At 38.1% G+C, this 15,833-nt stretch carries 13 protein-coding genes; 10 read left to right on the top strand and 3 right to left on the bottom strand.

The window, feature by feature from the left end; genetic code table 11:
- Positions 1–14 precede the first annotated feature (14 nt).
- The 4 genes from thiL to glmS are packed head-to-tail and all read left to right on the top strand — an operon-like array spanning position 15 to position 4,668.
- Entirely contained in the window at positions 15–932 is a 918-nt protein-coding gene (thiL, locus tag FTU05_RS11835) for a thiamine-phosphate kinase (protein ID WP_180165428.1), read from the top strand.
- A gap of 22 nt (positions 933–954) precedes the next feature.
- Positions 955–1,431, top strand: coding sequence for a phosphatidylglycerophosphatase A (locus FTU05_RS11830; RefSeq protein WP_078194116.1), 477 nt, complete (start codon positions 955–957; stop codon positions 1,429–1,431).
- 21 nt (positions 1,432–1,452) lie between these two features.
- Entirely contained in the window at positions 1,453–2,817 is a 1,365-nt protein-coding gene (glmU, locus tag FTU05_RS11825) for a bifunctional UDP-N-acetylglucosamine diphosphorylase/glucosamine-1-phosphate N-acetyltransferase GlmU (RefSeq protein WP_180165426.1), read from the top strand.
- A gap of 12 nt (positions 2,818–2,829) precedes the next feature.
- Complete coding sequence (gene glmS / locus FTU05_RS11820) at positions 2,830–4,668, top strand: glutamine--fructose-6-phosphate transaminase (isomerizing) (RefSeq protein WP_180165424.1); 1,839 nt, start codon at positions 2,830–2,832, stop codon at positions 4,666–4,668.
- Positions 4,669–5,262: 594 nt separating this feature from the next.
- Here the strand turns inward: glmS and FTU05_RS11815 are convergent.
- A complete protein-coding gene (locus tag FTU05_RS11815; protein WP_180003567.1) occupies positions 5,263–5,748 on the bottom strand; it encodes a GNAT family N-acetyltransferase in 486 nt (161 codons plus the stop codon).
- Entirely contained in the window at positions 5,738–6,004 is a 267-nt protein-coding gene (locus tag FTU05_RS11810) for a DUF1778 domain-containing protein (RefSeq protein WP_180165422.1), read from the bottom strand. Before FTU05_RS11810 ends, FTU05_RS11815 begins: the two co-directional genes overlap by 11 nt.
- Positions 6,005–6,433: 429 nt before the next feature.
- On the opposite strand from FTU05_RS11810, the gene FTU05_RS11805 reads away from it, so the two are divergent.
- From FTU05_RS11805 to FTU05_RS11780, 6 genes are all read left to right on the top strand, one after another.
- Entirely contained in the window at positions 6,434–7,237 is an 804-nt protein-coding gene (locus FTU05_RS11805) for a TnsA endonuclease C-terminal domain-containing protein (RefSeq protein ID WP_180003570.1), read from the top strand.
- Positions 7,224–9,344, top strand: coding sequence for a Mu transposase C-terminal domain-containing protein (locus FTU05_RS11800; RefSeq protein ID WP_180033628.1), 2,121 nt, complete (start codon positions 7,224–7,226; stop codon positions 9,342–9,344). The genes FTU05_RS11805 and FTU05_RS11800 overlap by 14 nt, the downstream gene beginning before the upstream one ends.
- Positions 9,341–11,023, top strand: a complete 1,683-nt coding sequence (locus FTU05_RS11795) for an AAA family ATPase (protein ID WP_180165421.1) — start codon at positions 9,341–9,343, stop codon at positions 11,021–11,023. The genes FTU05_RS11800 and FTU05_RS11795 overlap by 4 nt, the downstream gene beginning before the upstream one ends.
- A 25-nt stretch (positions 11,024–11,048) precedes the next feature.
- Positions 11,049–12,590, top strand: coding sequence for a TnsD family Tn7-like transposition protein (locus tag FTU05_RS11790; RefSeq protein ID WP_180165420.1), 1,542 nt, complete (start codon positions 11,049–11,051; stop codon positions 12,588–12,590).
- Positions 12,583–14,172 carry a Tn7-like element transposition protein TnsE gene (locus FTU05_RS11785; protein WP_180003577.1) on the top strand — a complete coding sequence of 530 codons (1,590 nt, stop codon included), beginning with the start codon at positions 12,583–12,585 and terminating at the stop codon, positions 14,170–14,172. Before FTU05_RS11790 ends, FTU05_RS11785 begins: the two co-directional genes overlap by 8 nt.
- Before the next feature lie 88 nt (positions 14,173–14,260).
- Entirely contained in the window at positions 14,261–15,631 is a 1,371-nt protein-coding gene (locus tag FTU05_RS11780) for a phosphomannomutase CpsG (RefSeq protein ID WP_180165419.1), read from the top strand.
- A gap of 106 nt (positions 15,632–15,737) precedes the next feature.
- Here the strand turns inward: FTU05_RS11780 and FTU05_RS11775 are convergent.
- Positions 15,738–15,833 (bottom strand): transposase domain-containing protein (locus FTU05_RS11775; RefSeq protein ID WP_179992416.1); only part of this gene is annotated, 96 nt, incomplete at its 5' end.

Here is a 15,833-nt window from a genome sequence, read left to right as displayed (position 1 = left end):
AAGTAGTACGTTGTATGGCTGAGTTCTCGATCATTGATACCTATTTTAATCGTCAGAATATCAATTCTGTCGATTTAGGGGTCGGTGATGACTCAGCCTTGCTCACCCCTCCTCCACAGCAACAATTGGTCATCTGTGCCGATACACTGGTTGCTGGGCGTCACTTTCCCCTCGACACAAAACCACATGCCATCGGCTGGAAATCTGTTGCTGTCAACCTCTCTGACATTGCTGCAATGGGTGCCAAACCACACAGTATTTTATTGGCATTGAGCCTACCCCAAATTGATCATGACTGGCTCAAAGGCTTTAGTCAGGGTTTATATGATTGTTGCGATCAATTTGGTGTGAGTTTAATTGGTGGTGATACCACACAAAGTCCTCATCTGACGATTTCAGTCACAGCATTAGGCTGGGTCGATATAGGCAAAGCAGTAACCCGCTCAGGTGCCCAAATCGGTGATTATATCTGCGTCAGCGGACAAGTCGGTGACGCAGCATTTGGCTTAAACCATTTAGGTCATCGCTTACAGCACCGTTTAGATTATCCCACACCCCGTTGCTTACTGGGCCAACAGCTCAAAGGCTTAGCCAACAGTATGATTGATGTCTCTGATGGGCTCGCACAAGATTTAGGACATATCCTCGCCGCTTCACACGTCGGTGCAGAAATTGAATTAGATCAACTTCCTATCGATCCCGATGTAAAACAATTACAACAAGAAAAGCAGTGGCAATACGCCCTCGCGGGTGGAGATGACTACGAGTTATGCTTTACAATAAGTCCGCAGAATTATAAAAAACTTCTGCAACTAAAATTAGATGTAAACATTAGTAAAATCGGTCAAATCACCCCAAATTTGGGAATCCGTTATAACAACCACGGTGTTGACCAAGTCTTAAAATTTAAGGGATACCAGCATTTTGCATAAGCCAGCCATTAACTTTAAATCCATGTCTTGGTTTAACCGAGTCATCGCCTTTTGTGGCGTGGGATTTGGTTCGGGTCTTGCACCCAAAGCACCGGGCACCTTTGGCTCTGCTTTTGCTTTGTTGTTTATTCCAGGTTGGCTTGCAATCGGCTTTTTCAACTCCATTATAGTCATGATCATCATGTCGATTATTGGTATCTATATTTGTGGTCAAACCGCCAAAGTCATGGGTGTTCATGACGATGGTCGCATCGTATGGGATGAATTTGCCGGTCAGTCCATTACCTTCCTCCCGATTTTATATCTTGGGCAAATGAGCTGGACTTGGGCATTGATTGGTTTTGCTTTATTCCGTTTATTTGATGTCTGGAAACCGTGGCCTATTCGTGTCATTGACCGTCAAGTCGGTGGTGGCTTTGGCATCATGTTCGACGACATTATTGCAGGTCTTTGGGCCGCGCTTTGCATCTGTATTTATTTTTATATTTTGTCTATGTAATAGAAACACCTAGGATTAAACATGTCTACTAGCGTTATTATTCTTGCTGCAGGTAAAGGGACACGTATGAGTTCTCGTTTACCCAAAGTATTACAACCACTCGCAGGACAACCCCTACTTGGCCATGTCATCAACACTGCGAAAAAACTAAATGCAGAAGAAATAATTACCATTTATGGGCATGGCGGTGAATTGGTTCAAAACGCGTTTGCACATGAAAATGTCAAATGGGTTGAACAAGCAGAACAATTAGGTACAGGCCATGCAGTCAAAGTGACTCTGCCTGTCCTAGCAAAAACCGGGATTTCTTTGATTCTCTCAGGTGATGTGCCTTGCATCACTGAAGCAACATTACAAAAACTTTTAGATGCATCTGCTCAAACAGGCATTGGTTTAGTAACCTTAACGGTTAATGATGCGACAGGTTATGGTCGTATTGTACGTGAAAATGGCAAAATTCAAGCCATTGTTGAACACAAAGATGCCTCTGAAGAACAACGTAAAATCAAAGAATTTAATACCGGTATTTATGCCGTGAGTAATGCCAAATTGCACGAATGGCTGCCAAAATTAAGCAATAACAATGCGCAAGGTGAATATTACCTGACCGATATCGTTGCCATGGCGATTGCTGACGGTCTCGAAGTGGCATCTGTTGAACCAGAACGCGCTTTCGAAGTGGAAGGTGTCAATGACCGCATACAATTGGCTGCACTTGAACGTGAATTTCAAGCATTCCAAGCTAAACAACTGATGCAACAAGGCGTTCACCTGATTGATCCTGCACGTTTCGACTTACGTGGTACATTGACTGTTGGTCAAGATATCCGTATCGATATCAACGTGATTATTGAAGGTGATGTTGAACTCGGTGATAACGTTGAAATTGGCGCAGGTTGTATCATTAAAAACTCCAAGATTGCGGCAGGCACTAAAGTTCAACCATATAGCGTTTTTGACAGTGCCATTGTTGGTGAAGACGCTCAAATCGGTCCATTTGCACGATTACGCCCTGGCGCAAAATTAGCTGCAGAAGTACATATTGGTAACTTTGTTGAAGTTAAAAATACCACTGTCGGGTTAGGCTCAAAAGCCAACCACTTTACCTATTTAGGTGATGCAGAAGTCGGTGCAGGTTCAAACATTGGCGCAGGTACCATTACCTGCAACTATGATGGCGCAAACAAATTTAAAACCATTATCGGTGACTCAGCCTTCATCGGCTCAAATAGCTCATTAGTCGCTCCTGTCACCATTGGTCATGGTGCAACAGTGGGTGCTGGCTCAACCATTACACGTGACGTGGTAGACAATAGCCTTGCGGTAGAACGTTCGAAGCAATTTGCCAAAGAAAACTATCAACGTCCCCAAAAATTGAAGAAATAAGAGGATTAAATTATGTGCGGTATTGTCGGTGGCGTTGCAGAACGTAGTATTACCAATATTTTAATTGAAGGCTTAAAGCGTCTTGAATATCGTGGCTATGACTCTGCGGGTTTAGCGCTGATTAATAAAGGCCATGTTCTACGTGAACGTCGCGTAGGTAAAGTTGCAAATCTTGAACAAGCCGTTAAAGAAGCCGATATCGCAGGTTCGGTCGGTATTGCACATACGCGCTGGGCAACCCATGGTAAACCGACTGAAAATAATGCCCATCCGCATATTTCAGGCAATGTGGCTGTTGTTCATAACGGTATTATTGAAAACTATCAAGAGCTTAAAGATGATCTTGAAGCTTTAGGCTATGTATTTACCTCACAAACCGATACAGAAGTTGTCGCACATTTAGTCAATGACGCTTTAAAAAGCACCCCGAGTCTTTTAGAAGCGGTTAAAAGTGTCGTACCTCAACTCAAAGGTGCTTATGCACTGGGTATCGTACATACCGACCATCCTGATGAATTAATCACGGTGCGTGAAGGTTCACCTCTCGTGATTGGTGTCGGTATTGGCGAGAACTTTATTAGCTCGGATCAATTGGCACTTTTACCAATTACCAACCGTTTTATCTACCTTGAAGAAGGTGATATTGCACGTTTGACACGTAATACTATTGAAGTATTCGTCGATGGTAAATTGGTGAATCGTCCAATCAAAGAGCTTGATGCGACTGTAAGCAATGCTTCAAAAGGTGAATATAAACACTATATGCTCAAAGAAATTTATGAGCAGCCTGAAGCGATTAAACAAACGATCTCTCAGGCATTAAATGGTAATGCGCTTCGTGATGATTTCCTTGCCAATGCAGCTCAAGATTTCAGCCAAATTCAACAAGTGCAAATCATCGCTTGTGGTACTAGCTACCATGCCGGCATGATTGCCAAATATTGGTTTGAACAACTGATTGATGTGCCTTGCCAAGTTGAAATTGCCAGTGAGTTCCGTTACCGCTCACCAGTGATTGTCAATAACACCCTGTATGTATGTATTTCTCAATCAGGTGAAACTGCCGATACTTTAGCTGCACTGCGTGATACACAAAAGCGTGCTGGCGCTAAGGGTTTAGATATTACCACCATGACCATTTGTAACGTTGCGACGTCTTCAATGGTCCGTGAAACCAACTACAGTTTGTTAACACTTGCAGGCCCTGAAATTGGTGTGGCTTCAACCAAAGCATTTACTACGCAGCTTGCAGCACTCATGCTTTTAGTTCTAAAAATGGGGCAAATTAAGCAGACCATTTCTGAAACTCAAATTGCTGAAATTATTGCAGACTTGTGGCATACGCCTAAGGTGATTTTAGATACGCTGCAAAACAATGCAGAAATTTTGCGTTTATCTGAGCTGTTTGTTGAAAAAAATCACTGCTTATTCTTAGGCCGTGGTACTGAGTTCCCTATCGCACTTGAAGGTGCTTTAAAACTCAAAGAAATTTCATATATTCATGCAGAAGGTTATGCTGCCGGTGAACTCAAACATGGTCCATTGGCTTTAGTGGATAACGACATGCCTGTTGTGATTCTAGCACCGAAAGATGACATGCTGGATAAACTCAAATCGAATATGGAAGAAGTCCAAGCACGTGGCGGTGAGTTATTTGTTTTCGCTGATGAAAATAGTGGGATTAAAGCCAAAGAGCGTCAACATGTGGTCTTTGTACCGAGTGTGAGCGCATTACTCGCTCCTATCGTGTACAGTATTCCTGTGCAATTACTTTCATACCATGTTGCTGTATTACGTGGAACTGATGTCGATCAGCCACGTAACTTGGCGAAGTCAGTGACGGTGGAATAATAATTTTTTGATCAAGGGCTGGTGTGTTCGTATAATTAAGTTTGTACCAAATAATTAAGTTTAGATTTAATTATTTAAGTTTGGATATTAATGAAGTAAACGAATAACCCCCCACCCTGTAGAACCAGTGATTCTTCACCAAGTCTACAGGGTTTTTAATATAATTAAATTCAAATTAGAGTCAAACCAGAAATATAAAATTATTACTAATATATTCAATTAGATAGATATATAAAAATCTCACCCTAGATTCAAAAAGCATTCCTTTTTGACCTCACCTTGAAAAAATTTCATTTTTATTTAAAGTATGCTTCGCCTTTCTGCGCAAGAATTGGCATTTTAAATGCGGAAGAATATTATGCAAACTTAATTTCATCTAGAATTAAAGATAGTAAATATTAATACAAACTTAATTTTAAAAATAAAAAAACAATGAATAAGATATATCAACAACTTAAGATAAAAAATAAAACAAACTTAATTAAATTACCATAATTAGACGCAGTATTTGGTCATAAAGCAAAATAAGGGATAAGGAACTATGTGCAAACTCTGAATAAGTCTATTAGCTATTCCTGTTACTAGCAGCCCACCTTATTTAAAATGAGGTATTTCATTCACTGGATATATTAATGTTAATGGATTTGATGTTAATGAGATAAAGCCAAACCGCTGATAAAACTCCATAGCTTTTTGATCCTTAGCATGTATTACAACAAAATTTACGCCAATAATTTGAGCAACTTTTGAAACTTGTTTAAGAGCATGTGCTAAAAGTACTTTTCCAACTCCTTGCCCCTGTGCTGCTTGATCAACGGCAAAGCGACCCACAACCACACAAGGTAAGGGATAACGAGGTAATCGTTTAGTGAGAACAGCATCAACCCCATCAAATCCTATAGAGGTACTTGATAGACAATAAAATCCCCTCACCTGTGCATCATCAATAGCAACATAGGTTTTACTTGTTCCTGATTTCTGATGTTGGGATGCGTATTGTTTTATGAACTTATTTAAATCATCTTGCCCACAATTAAATGATTTTTTCTGATGATGGGCTTGTAAAACCTCAATTTTCATCCAATAAACTCATTAAATTTTTCATCTCTTCATTTGCAAGGCGTGGATTTTCAAGCAAATTCATTAACATATCACGATCAGCATTATTTACTTTTAACTCGTGATTAGATTTAAGTAATTCTTTTGCTCGTTCAAATGAGGATTGGATCATAAAGGAACTCACACTAAGACCCAATAAATTCGCAGCTTGCTCAATTACATTCTTTGCATCTACGGTTGAACGAACATTGATTCGTTCTGTTGCTAAGTTAGCCATATTTTCCACCAATTTGTACATCATAATGATGTACAAATTATAGCAGATTAAGGTAGTACTTTAAGATCCAAATTTACATATTTTGTTCTAAAATATTTGGAATAGAAAATAAGCATTTTACTATGAACCAAAATGAATGGTCGGGTTTGAGTCTGAATATGCAATTGGTTTACATAAGAATATGCAACGATGTTTACTAAGATGTAATTTGAATACTTTTGCCTATCATCAACGTTTTTTTAAACTCATTAATTGAGTATTAAAATACCATATTAATTATTAAGTTGCTGAATTAAATAAATAATTAAATAAAAATTATAAAATTTTGTTTGTATATAAATATATTTAAGTTTGTATGTTTTTGCTAAATACAAAATTAACCCGCTTCAGATATGATTAATTATCCACCAAAACCCACAGGTCTTCTGTATGGCAAAAATTATAAAAAACTATGAAGAACTAGTAACAGAAGGGTATGGCCAGGGCCATGGACGCGATTATAAACCTTGTAAAACTGTTCAAAACTTCAGTTCAATTGGTCGCTCTCACAGAGTACAAGGCCGTGTCAGTAAACGTCTTCATCACTTATTTTCTGATCTAGAGCTATCTACCTTTTTACTGCTTGACTGGAATCAGAACGTTACAGATATTCGCGAGCATTATCCTTTGGATATCTATGATCTTAACTCCATCTGTTCTCGTTTCCGAATGAAAAAAGTGTCGATTGACTATATACCTTTTACCCTATCTTCAGATTTTTTAGTTGATTTTGGTAAGTTTTCTATAGCCCTTGACACTCTTTACAGCAAAGATCTGAATAAAGCTCATGTTATTGAGTCATTAGAAATTAAACGTCGCTACTGGGAAGAAGAGCACAATACGCCGTTCAAGTTGATTACTGAAAAAGACATTCCTGCTACGGTACTAGAGAACATTAAATGGTTGTATGTAGAAAAAAATGACCTTGAAATAACAAATCACATGATCGATCTAGCAGTTTATTTTATGGAAGAAATTAGCCAGTACCCTCAAAGCTCATTAATCCAATTTTGTAAGCATTTTGACCAAACTCAAAAAATGGGTATCGGAGCGACGCTCGCATTGTTTAGAAAATTATTTGCACTGCGAATACTTCAATTTAATCTAGAAATTTCGTACTTGGAGCTTAAACTCTCTGATATTCATGCAAGTAATTTGCTCCAGAATGAGAATACAGTCCATGCAACTAATTAATTCAGTTTACATCTTGAATTCAACACAATACCGAATACTCAAATTCTTACCGCAGTATACGGTATGGATTGCGATTGATAATAAAAATGCTTTTCCTGAACTCATTTTGTCTAAGGAACTTCAAACTCTCTCAGATGATCAAAGCCTGATACCAGCGCAAGATCCTTATGAATACTTAAAACGATTAAACTTGAGTGAAGATTCTATTCAACTCAAAAAAAGAGATGAAAACTTTTTAATTATTCAAGATTTAATTAATGATGAACAAGTTCTTATCAATGCAAAAATCAGGACTGCAAAAATTAAAACTCTACATCTAGAGAAAGAAGTATCAATTAATAAAATTCTACGACTCCTAAGACGCTACTGGCAGCGTGGTCAAACGATAAATGCTTTGGTACCGGACTATGAAAACTCAGGTGGAAAAGGCCAAAAAAGAACGATAGGTGATAAAAAAATTGGCAGACCACGCATCTATGAATCAAATGAAGGTAAGAATGTTACTGAACAGGTTGAATTATATTTTAAGAAAGCCATCGAAGAGTATTTAGTTCCTGTCAAAAAACAATCCATTAACGAAACTTATCTTCGGTTTAAAAATTTATTTTCCAAGCACTTTCATCAAGTGCAAGCTGGAGATATTCCAACGTATGCTCAATTCTACTACTTTTATAATACGCGATATAGAAATAAGAACAATTCCAAGGAAATTCTGAAGAATCAGAAAACCCTGAAAGATCACAAACCTCTGACTTCAACAGCGACCAAGCAAGCAAATGGTCCTGGTGCACGTTATGAGATAGATTCAACAGTCGCTGACATCTATCTAGTATCATCACGAGATCCATCACAGATTATTGGCCGACCTACCGTATATATTGTTATCGATGTATTCAGCAGGATGATTACTGGACTTTATGTCGGTATGGAAAACAGTTCATTTAACACAGCTATACAATGCCTCAGCGTTGCAATCCAAGATAAAGTGACATTCTGTCAGAGTTATGGCTTGCAAATACAACCAGAAGACTGGCCTATTTATGGTTTACCTGGTGCCATACTTGCAGACCGCGGTGAACTAATTGGCTATCAAATTGAACTTCTTGAAAAAAACTTTTCTGTTCGTATTGAAAATGCGCCACCGTATCGAAGCGATGCCAAAGGTATTGTGGAGAGGGCTTTTGGAATCATTCAGTCACGCTTTAAATCCTACGAGAATATTGGTGTTGTTTCTGGATTCAAGGAAAAAAAGAAAGGCGGACATGATTATCGACTAGAAGCTTGTCTAACTCTGGAAGAGTTCAGAAAAATCATCTTAAGCTGCGTCTTGTTACGCAATAATTTTGATATTTTGACGAAATACGATCGTAGTGCCGATATGCCGACTGACCTGCCTTCTACACCCCTTAAGCTCTGGCAGTGGGGTCTACAGCACCGTACTGGGATGTTGAGACAAGTGGATAACAAATCACTATATGTTGGCTTGCTACCTAGGATCGATGCATCCTTAAGTGATAAAGGACTTAAAGTCAAAGGATTAGTCTATCAATGTTTGGAAATGCATCAACAAGGCTGGTTTATTCGTAACACGACCAAATCCCGCCCGAAAAAGTTGCGGATTGGTTTTGACCCATACTCAGTAAATACCATTTATGTTTTCTTTGATGAAAATAAATTGGAATACTGGGAAGCCCACTTAAGTGATGCCTCACGTCAATATCAGCATCTGACCTGGTGGGAAGCTGAACAAATTCAAAAAGCGATCAAAACTGTTGAAAAACAGCATTCGCAACTAAAGTCTGTAGCCATCAGTGAATTGCAGGATTTTACTGACAAAATCATTCATGCAGCACAGAGTCGGCAGGCTCAAGTAGGAGTACACCAACTTTCTAAAGCACAACGTACTCGGGATATCCGTCAGAATAAACAAGAAGCTATCCAAGTGGAACGTGCGGAACATCTCCAGAACAGACCCAGCAATTCTATCCAGACTATCAATCCCAACCAAGACAATTCTCAAATATCCCAATCTGACAGCAGCAATCTGGATTTAACCAGTCAACCAGACTTAATGAGACAATTATTTGAAGAGGACGATGAAGAATGAATAATAATGAAATAGTAGTTAATACATCGATACAAGACATCTATGGGGATAATCCTCTCATTACTAAATTACCGCCTATCCTTGATACAAAGTCAGTCATTAAACACCTACGGGGAAAACTGAAATTTATTCCAGAACAACGTTTCTTACCCCAACCAGAAAGAATCCATCTGATTGCTCAGCTGCCTCATGATTTTTTTCAACCACTGACCAAACATCTATCACTGGAACAAAAAATTTCTATCATGATCCGGCAAGGTTACGTGAGTAGAAACATCAATAATGGTGATAGACAAAGGCATTTACACGCCGCTTTTCAACAACTTGAACCATCAAATGAAAGTTCTTACCGATATGCACCTCCAGAATCAACTGCGACCAGCATGTCAATTATAGGATGCTCAGGAAGCGGCAAAACAACGACGATGAACAAGATTTTGCGTTATTACCCGCAAGTGATTGAGCATAAAGAGCTAGGATTAAAACAAATTGTTTTCCTTAAAATTGATTGCCCGCATGACAGCTCTTTAAAAAACTTATGTTCAAACTTTTTTAGAGCAGTAGATTTAGCATTAGGAGATACTAACTTTGAGCATCGTTTCACCAGAAGCCGCTTAAATGTGAATGCAATGCTGCAACAGATGAAAATTATCGCAAATAATTATTCTATTGGACTTCTGATCATTGATGAAATCCAGCATTTGAATACAAAAAAATCTGGCGGGGCTGAGATCATTCTTAATTTCTTTGTCACGCTGGTGAATGTGGCATCGATCCCTATCGTGATGATTGGGACACCTAAAGCGAATGAAATCCTGCAAGAAGACTTAAGGTCAGCTAGACGCAGTGCAGGATTAGGCTCTTTAATCTGGGAACCTATGCGAAATGAAGCGCCTATTCCCGATCCTGGCGACCCTGATCAAATGATCATTTCTGAATGGTATGCCTTTACCAACAAGCTGTGGCAATATCAATGGATTCAACAACCAGCTGAACTGACCGATGAATTAAGAAACACTTGGTATTATTATACGCAGGGCATTCCAGATTTAGTGGTTAAACTGTTCTGCTTGGTGCAGATTCATGCAATCACCATTGGTCTGGAAAAAATCACATCTGAACTTTTTAAAAAAGTCTACGAAGAACAATTACAGCCAGTCCACGATATTTTGGATGCACTCCGCTCAGGCAACCCCACACGTATTGCACGGTATTCTGACTTAACTATCCCTCAAGTTCAAATTGAGGAATATGTTGAACAACACCGTTTCAAAGCTGCATTAAAAACGGAAAAACAGCATAAAGATCTAGGACCACATTATTCCACACTGATAGGTATGCTAACGGCCTTAGGTCACCCCGCTGCTACAATAGATCTGCATGTCACTTCTGCATTAAAAAAATATCCAAACGAGAACTTACAGGTACTACTCCAGCATATTCTGGAAGTATTAGACGGCTCTGTAGCAAAAGATAAATTCGACCAGCCTCAGACCACAACTTCGGTAAGAAAACCAAGAACATCACGCAAAGTCATGAAAGCAGAAGAATGGAAGAGCACTGAAGCCAATGACTTACGGAATTTTTTCAGTCAAGCACAAGAAAAGGAAGTCGATGTTTATGAGCTATTAAAATCATCTCACTATTTGTTTGATCCCACCTCTCCTGTGTTGCATTAAACAAAAAATAGAGAGTAAGTGTATTATGATTTCAAATTTTCCAATACCATATCCAGATGAGTTAATTTACAGTGTGATTGCACGTTATGCTATTCACAATGGAATTTTAAGTTCCAAATACCTTACTGAAGAATTATTCAATAATAGAAATTTGACGCCAACTTACGATTTACCGTCTTACATAGACAAATTGGCCAGTTATCTACCCGATTGCTATGATGCACTCCATTTAATCAACCAGCACACCTTATTACCAATTTATCAACCGTTTCAACCTGATACAGTGATGCGTTATGCTGTACATGTATTGCAGGGTGAACAGTATCAATCATTACATACCAAGTTGGGGAAAAATGCGTCGCGAATTAAATCTGTGAATTTTTTTCGGTTCTGTCCGCATTGTTGGCAAGAACAGATGGAACAATATGGTGAAGTGTATTGGAAACGTAGCTGGCAGATTACAGGATATGAATATTGCATAAAGCATGAATCTGCCCTTTTTGTCAGCTCTGTTCCTTGCAATGGGCTAGACCGAAGATTTTATAATGCTCATTTAAATGTCCTTATTGACTCCTCACAACTTTTTATTAATTCACAAGACTTAAAGCGTCATCTAGAGTTAGCAAAAATAATCGAGGATCTACTTATTCAATCTAGCCATAATGCAGTACAAGATGTTTCGATTTTATCAAATGCCTACTTCAATCTATTGAAAGACAGAGACTTACTGTCAGGTCAAAAAAATATCAATTACGAAAAAGTCCGTCAGCTTGTTGTCGATTATTGGGGCGAAAGTTTTCTTCAATATTATCAATTAGGTGATCTGAGCTCTGAGAACTGCTGGCTCAAGAATATCTGTAGAAAACATCGTAAAGCATTTTCTTATCTTGAGCATCTCATCGTATTAAAGGCACTTGTTCCCGAACAAAGTCCTATTTATACATACCAACAGTATTTGGATCTAGCGACAGTAGGTATAGAGGAACAAGCCATTCCTGTCACTGTAAAACACAAGACTTACCAAGTCCTGTCAGATGATCAACTGAAATGGATACAATTGATTCAGGATATGTCAGTCAAACTAGCTCGTAAACATGATGGTGCACTGTACGCACGTTTATATCGCAATCATAAAGATTGGCTGTTACAAATCAATCAAACCGCTATCATGACACCACTCTCTCTACCCAAACCACGTGTCGATTGGAGTATTCGGGATCGTCAGTTTATGAAACAATTGATTAAAATACGTGATGAATTATTAGAAGACTTAGACTCCCCACAATGGACCAAAAAGTTTTTAATTAAACAACTTGGGCATGTCAGCCTAATTGAAAAAAACTGGCATTTTCTGCCGTTGACCAAAGCATTTTTGGAGCGCTACGCTGAGTCGGTGGATTGTTATCAAATACGTCGTCTGACACGAACATATATTCGTCAACAAACTGAGAATAAATACTATCCACCGAGTGTTTTTTTACGTGTATCAGGATTAAGTGAGCAGCGATTAACGCCAGAAGCACGTCGATTTTTTAATAATATTTGGGAAGAAATAAAAAATGAGTGATTGTTCAACCGACTTTTTACCAAAAGAGATGATTTACTATACTGCGACAAAAATTAGTCGACGCGGTCAAACTCGGTTTGATATTGATACTCATTTGTTTAACCCTATTATTAACCGTCCTATTCAACTTAAATTACCGATTGAGAGTGTTCTTCTATACCGCTATAGAACCCAAATTGATGCCTCTCCTACAAAATTATTCACTCACACACTTGAACATGTAAATTTCACAACATTTAGAACTATTATTTTACCGGAGGGTGAGGATCAAAAAATACATGAAGGCCGGATATGTTTTGAATTTAATTACTACTCAACAGTTTTAAAGAAAAATATTACTATTCAAATACCTAAGCTTATCTTGGCCCGCGATTTATTTTTCTCTCATCCTTATTTAATTCGGGCGGCACTTTTTGCAGAAAATTATTCAACCGATGTTTTAGTGGATAGAAATGATAAAAAGGCTATTCATATTAATATAGCAAAAAACAAAAAAATTATGAACGCAGATGTCTCTGATCCTCATTTTTTGAAGAAGCTCGCTTTAATTTTATTACAGCCTGATTTAAATAAAGCCTTCCTTAGTATTTATCAGAAAACAATTATTGATCAAAAAGGCGCTAAAAGTTTTAATTTTGACATGGAAGTGCCTGATCTTAAAAATATTGATCTAACAGTAGATGGAATTTATGATAAAGAAACAGGTATTTACAGAATTGAGCGCATTACATCTTTCAAAAATCTTGATACAGCTATCAACCGTCCTATTCAATTTCATTTCACTTCAAAAAAAATCATACAACAGGTCAAAAATGCTCAAGGGCAAGGTTCAAACAAACCAAAACCAGCGAGTCAACCTAAAGAGAAATTGAATAAAAATGCTGAGGCAGATATCGATAAACTACTGGCCAAGCTAAGAAACCTACCTGGAGAAATTTATACAATTGAAGAATTAAAAATTTCTTTAGAGACACCTCCTGCTAAAACTGTAGTACGTAAAAGACGAAAGCAAATGGATAAAGATCAAAATCAAGAAGAAGGATTTGCTGGTGGAGAAGGAGATATAGAGGGTACAGTGTCTGGATTTACAACAGAATCAGAAATTCAACTAGAGCGAGTCACTTATAAAGACTTGATTAAACTATTGGAGCAAATTGAAGAAAAGGGATATAAAACCAAAGAAATCAAGAACTCACCTTTTAAAATATATAAACGTTTCAGAGGCCATAAGTTTGCAAACAATCAATTACGCTACTTTTATGTCTATAAAATTTTTAATATAGAAAATAACCATCAATTTTATTTGTGTGAAATTGATACTTCAGATGGTAAAAAAAATATCTCCACCTTATTACTCCCATATGAAGAAAAAACTCAACGATTAATTGAGACAGATTTGGATATATTAAACAATTCGATACTGTCTCAATCACTCAGTTGGCCTAAAAAGTTTCTATCTGAGATAAGAGGTATTACTGCCTTTACTACAATTAATCATCCTTCTAAACAGAAACAACTAGAAGATGTAAATTATTACGCTGACTGGGCTCAACGAATCTTAGCAAAGGTAAAATCAATATAAAGGTTAAACAGTATCTTGGCATATAGGAGCGATTTTCCTTCTATAATCATACCTTCCTTACTTCGCAGGAATTATTTCGAGAATTTAGATGACACAACTTACTTGTTTTAAAGCCTATGACATTCGCGGCAAACTCGGTACAGAACTCAATGAAGAGATTGCTTATAAAATCGGTCGCGCTTATGGGCAAATTTATCAACCTAAAAAAATTGTGGTTGGCTGCGACATCCGCCTAAGCAGTGAAGCTTTAAAGCAAGCCACCATCAAAGGTCTGAATGATGCGGGTGTTGATGTTTTAGATTTAGGTATGACTGGGACTGAAGAAGTCTATTTCGGCGCTTTTCATCTTGATGTACAAGGTGGCATCGAAATTACCGCAAGTCATAATCCAATGGACTATAACGGCATGAAATTGGTCCGCGAAAATGCACGCCCCATTGGAGCAGATTCAGGTCTAAAAGAAATTCGCTTACTGGCTGAATCAGGCAACTTTAATGCAATTACAGCCAAAGGCTTAACTGAAAAGTACAATATTCTGCCTGAATATATTGATCATTTAATGTCTTATATTAATCCTGCTAAAATTCGCCCACTCAAATTAGTCATGAATGCGGGCAACGGCGCTGCTGGTCATGTGGTTGATGCCATTGAAGCAAAGTTCAAACAACTTAACCTTCCAGTAGAATTGATTAAAATTCATAATGATGCTGATGGTACTTTCCCGAATGGTATTCCCAACCCTATTCTTGTTGAAAACCGTGACAGTACCCGTAATGCGGTGATTGAACATCATGCAGATATGGGTATCGCTTGGGATGGCGACTTTGACCGCTGCTTTTTATTTGATGAGAAAGGCCAATTCATTGAAGGCTATTATATTGTCGGTCTATTGGCACAAGCATTCTTACTGAAACAATCTGGTGAGAAAATTGTGCATGACCCTCGTCTGGTTTGGAATACCTTTGATGTCATTGAACAGTACCAAGGTGAAGCGATTCAGTCTAAATCAGGGCATTCATACATTAAAGAAAAAATGCGTGAGCACAATGCAGTGTATGGCGGTGAGATGAGTGCGCATCATTATTTCCGTGATTTTGCTTACTGTGACAGTGGCATGATTCCTTGGTTGTTGGCTATATCAGTCGTTTCTGAAACGCAAAAAACACTGTCTTCGTTGGTTGAAGATATGATTGAAAAATTCCCTTGTTCAGGGGAGATCAATTTTAAAGTTGCGGATACTCAAGCCACCATTCAAAAGATTTTTGATCACTTTGCCAATCAAAATCCTGCAATTGATGAAACGGATGGTGTCAGTCTAAATTTTGGTGCATGGCGCTTCAATGTTCGAGCATCGAATACTGAACCACTTTTACGTTTAAATATTGAAAGCCGAAAAGATCAAAATCCAAAACCAATGCAAGATTATGTCGATGAATTAACACAGCTGATTCAAGGTTAGTATTGTTCTGCATTCCAATAAAAAAAACCATTCAACTTATTCATTAAGTTGAATGGTTTTTTTCTTAGCTCAACTGTAAGCGTCCGCTGAACCCCATGCCTATTTTTTAATTCGATTTAGGTTTCCAGCGGTGTGGTAGCAATTCTTCAATCTGAGTCACTTTATGTGTCGGCAACCTTTTCAGCACATCACTTAAATAGGC

Source organism: Acinetobacter sp. YH12049, from assembly GCF_013419875.1.
Lineage (GTDB): Bacteria > Pseudomonadota > Gammaproteobacteria > Pseudomonadales > Moraxellaceae > Acinetobacter > Acinetobacter amyesii.
Note: the sequence above shows the minus strand (reverse complement) of the source record. Positions and strands in the feature narration are given on the sequence as shown.